The sequence below is a fragment of the uncultured Christiangramia sp. genome (assembly GCF_913046405.1).
In the GTDB taxonomy this organism is placed as follows: Bacteria; Bacteroidota; Bacteroidia; order Flavobacteriales; family Flavobacteriaceae; genus Christiangramia; species Christiangramia marina.
The window spans coordinates 1-2,769 of record NZ_CAJWRQ010000164.1 but is presented as its reverse complement, the minus strand read 5'-3'; the positions used below and the strand labels follow the sequence as shown (position 1 = coordinate 2,769).

Sequence of the window (2,769 nt, the reverse complement as noted above, 5' to 3'; positions counted from 1 at the left end):
CGCCAAATCTTGCCACAGAAGATATTGAACAATTTGTAACCTATCCCGTAGAACTTTCGATGGGTAATTTACCTGGGGTTACAGAAATTCGGTCTATCTCACGCTTTGGCCTTTCGGTAGTAACTATTGTTTTCAAAGATGATATGGGAACCTATCTTCCACGTCAACTAGTACAGGAAAAGCTTAATGAATTAGGAGAGACCATTCCTGATAAATTTGGAAGTCCTGCTATGGGGCCAATTTCAACTGGCTTGGGTCAAATTTATGAATACACCATAAAGCCAAAAGAAGGATACGAAACTGAATATTCCCCCATGGAACTGCGAACTATTCAGGACTGGATAGTGAAAAGGCAACTAACTTTACTGGAAGGTGTGGTGGAAGTGAATTCTTTTGGTGGTTCCATAAAGCAATATGAGGTAGCAATTAACCCAGAGAAATTAAACAGTATGGGTATAAGTATCTCTGAAGTTTATGAGGCGCTGGCACGGAACAATGTGAATACCGGTGGGGCTTATATCGAGAAAAATAAAATGTCAAATTTTATTAGGGGTGAGGGCTTAATCCGTTCACTGGAGGATATCAAGAAAATTGCGATTACCACGGAAAATGCAATCCCAATAACGATTGGTGATGTTGCGGAAAATGTTCAGTTTGGAAATCAGGTACGTTATGGAGCTTTTACCCAGGATGGGGAGGAAGCCGTCGGAGGAATCATCATGATGCTGAAAGGTGCGAATCCTAACGCAGTCATTCAGGATGTCAAGGATCGTATGGCTGAAGTCGAGAAGTCCCTTCCTGAAGGTTTGACCATAGCACCGATAATTGACCGAAGTAAATTAATAGCACGAACAACCGACACCGTTAAAACAAATTTACTGGAAGGAGCTTTAATCGTGATCTTCGCCCTGGTAATATTACTAGGTAGTTTAAGAGGTGGACTTATAACAGCTACCACCATTCCATTATCACTTCTTTTCGCTTTTATATTGATGAAGCAATTCAATGTATGGGCCAATCTAATGAGTTTGGGGGCAATCGACTTCGGAATTATAATAGATGGTGCAGTGATTATAATTGAGGGTACGGTATATGAAATACAAAAACGGATTAGATCTGGAAAAGTAAAATTCAATCAGGCGAAAATGGATGAGGTAGCCTATGATGCAGGAAGTACGATGATGGGTTCTGCATTTTTTGGACAAATTATAATTCTTATCGTATTTACACCCATTCTTTTCCTTACCGGGGTGGAAGGTAAAATGTTTAAGCCGATGGCTTACACCTTTGGTTTTGCCATGATAGGTGCTATCTTCTTATGTCTTACCTACGTGCCTATGATGTCAGCCTTATTCATGAAACCAATTCAGAATAAAAAGAACTGGTTTGGAAAATTTGAACGCTGGCTGGAGAAAATAAGTGACAAGATAATTGGCGGAATACAAAAAGTATACATGCCTTTATTGAAAGGAGCATTAAAATTGAAGCTCATCGTTATTGGATCTGCCGCTGTTTTACTTGTGATAGCCGGTTTTCTTTTTTCCCGAATGGGAGGAGAATTTGTGCCTCAACTTGATGAAGGAGATATCGCCATGCAGGCTCTAATAAGACCAGGTAGTTCACTAACAGAGTCTATTGAAGTTTCAAAAAAAATTGAAAATATACTTTTAGAAAACTTTCCTGAAATTAAAACGGTAACGGCCAGAATTGGAGTAGCTGACATTCCCACAGATCCCATGCCAATGGATATTGCCGATATGTACTTAATCCTTGAGAAGGACAAAGATAAATGGACAAGTTCTGAAACTAAAGAAGGGCTTATTGAACAGATTAAGGAAAAACTAAATGAAGATCTTACAGGTGTTAATCTAGTGTTTACTCAACCTGTAGAATTGAGATTTAATGAGTTATTAGAAGGGGTTAGAGAAGATATTGCGGTTAAGTTGTACGGTGAGGATTTAGAGGTATTGTCAGAAAAAGTGCAGGAAATGGCCAATATTATCCAAACTGTACCTGGAGCTGGTGATGTTAATGCTGAAAGAACCTCCGGTCTCCCACAAATGACAGTTAGATTTAACCGTGATAAAGTTGCCCAATATGGACTGGATATTCAGAAAGTCAATGATTATATAAGTACAGCATTTGCCGGAGGAACGGCAGGGGTCATTTTTGAAGGTGAAAAGCGATTCGATTTAGTTGTGAGATTTGATGAAGATCATAGAAAGAATATTGATGATTTGCGTGGTATGTATATCGATCTTCCAGACGGAACTCAGGTGCCTATAAAAGAAATAGCAGATATTGAGTATGTTCCGGGGCCTATGCAAATTTCAAGAGATGATACCTACAGAAGAACCTATGTGGGTGTAAACGCCCGGGGAAGGGATGTAGAGTCTGTGGTGAACGACATTCAGCAAAAATTAGATGAGGAATTAGAATTGCCACCAGGTTATTATATTACTTATGGAGGGGAGTTCGAAAACCTTCAGAGTGCCAAAGACCGATTAGTGATTGTGGTACCGATAGCCTTATTCCTGATTTTCGTGCTTCTATATTTTGCCTTAAAATCTTTTTCCCAATCTATCATGATCTATATGGCGATACCATTGGCTGCTATCGGAGGTGTTTTTGCCCTTTGGTTAAGAGGTATGCCATTTAGCATTTCCGCAGGTGTAGGCTTCATTGTTCTGTTTGGTGTTGCAGTTTTAAACGGACTGGTACTAATAAATAGATTCAATTCTTTAAAAGAAGAAGGAGTAACCAGTATAA

At 39.3% G+C, this 2,769-nt stretch carries 1 protein-coding gene; it reads left to right on the top strand.

What is annotated here, in order from left to right; translation table 11 throughout:
* The coding region (locus QZ620_RS13775; protein ID WP_295182758.1) for a CusA/CzcA family heavy metal efflux RND transporter at positions 1-2,769 on the top strand (2,769 nt) is incomplete at both ends.